Source organism: Streptomyces sp. NPDC005899 (assembly GCF_040629645.1).
In the GTDB taxonomy this organism is placed as follows: Bacteria; Actinomycetota; Actinomycetes; order Streptomycetales; family Streptomycetaceae; genus Streptomyces.
Genome location: NZ_JBEXWB010000716.1, coordinates 1 through 1026, shown reverse-complemented (window position 1 = coordinate 1026; position 1026 = coordinate 1). Strand labels below are relative to the sequence as shown.

Genomic DNA, 1026 nt, shown 5'->3' with positions numbered 1-1026 from the left:
CCGGATGCGGCGGCGGGGTGGGGGCGGCAGCCTGGGTGAGGTCGGCGGCGTACGAGGACGGCAACCAGCCGCCCGGGCGGCGCAGCGCGGGGTCCTGGGAAGCCAGGCCGCACAGCTCGATGATCCGCGCGGTGGACGGCCGGCGGGCGGGGTCCTTGGCGAGGCAGCCGGTGACCACGTCCCGCAACTCGTCAGGCAGTCGTGACAGGTCGGGGTCCTCGTGGACGATCCGGTAGAGGACCGCGTGCGACGAACCGTCACCGAACGCGGCGGCACCCGTCGCGGCGAACACCGCGATCTGCCCCAGCGCGAAGACGTCGGTGGCCGCCGTGCAGCTCGTGCCCGCCGCCTGCTCCGGGGACATGAAGGAGGGCGTGCCGACGCTGACGCCCGTGCCCGTGAGCGCGGTGGTGTCCGCGGCGCGCGCGATGCCGAAGTCGATGACGCGGGGCCCGTCCACCGCGAGCAGCACGTTGGACGGCTTGAGGTCGCGGTGGACGATACCGGCGCCGTGGATGACCTGCAGCGCTTCGGCGATCCCGGCCACGAGCAGCAGGACGGACGCCACCGGCATCGGCCCGTGCGCGGCGACCGCCGCGTGCAGGGACGGTCCCTGGACGTAGGCGGTGGCCAGCCAGGGTCGCGGGCCTTCCGTATCGCTGTCGACCACCGGTGCGGTGTAGAGGCCCTGCACCCGCTGGGCGGCCCGCACCTCCTGCTGGAACCGGCGGCGGAACTCCGGGTCCTCGGCGAACTCGGGGCGGATCACCTTGATCGCCACGGGCCGCCCGCCGGGGGTGTACGAGAGGTAGACCTTGCCCATACCGCCGGCCCCGAGCCGGGCGCTGAGGAGATACCCGGCCACACTGCGCGGGTCGTCGTCGGCCAGCGGCTGGAAGACCTCCGCGTCCGCCGCCGAGGCGCCCGATCCGCCGGCCGGAGCCGGTCCTTGCTGATGCGCCGTCACGTTCGCCCCCGAGTCCGGTCCTACCCATCGCTTGCGCCGCCGAGCCTACCGAAGCCCAC

1 protein-coding gene is annotated in these 1026 nt (G+C 74.4%); it reads right to left on the bottom strand.

The annotated features are described in order from the left end of the window. The coding region (locus ABZ371_RS32885) for a serine/threonine-protein kinase (RefSeq protein ID WP_358686652.1) at window positions 1–889 on the bottom strand (889 nt) is incomplete at its 3' end. Between the last annotated feature and the right edge of the window lie 137 nt (window positions 890–1026).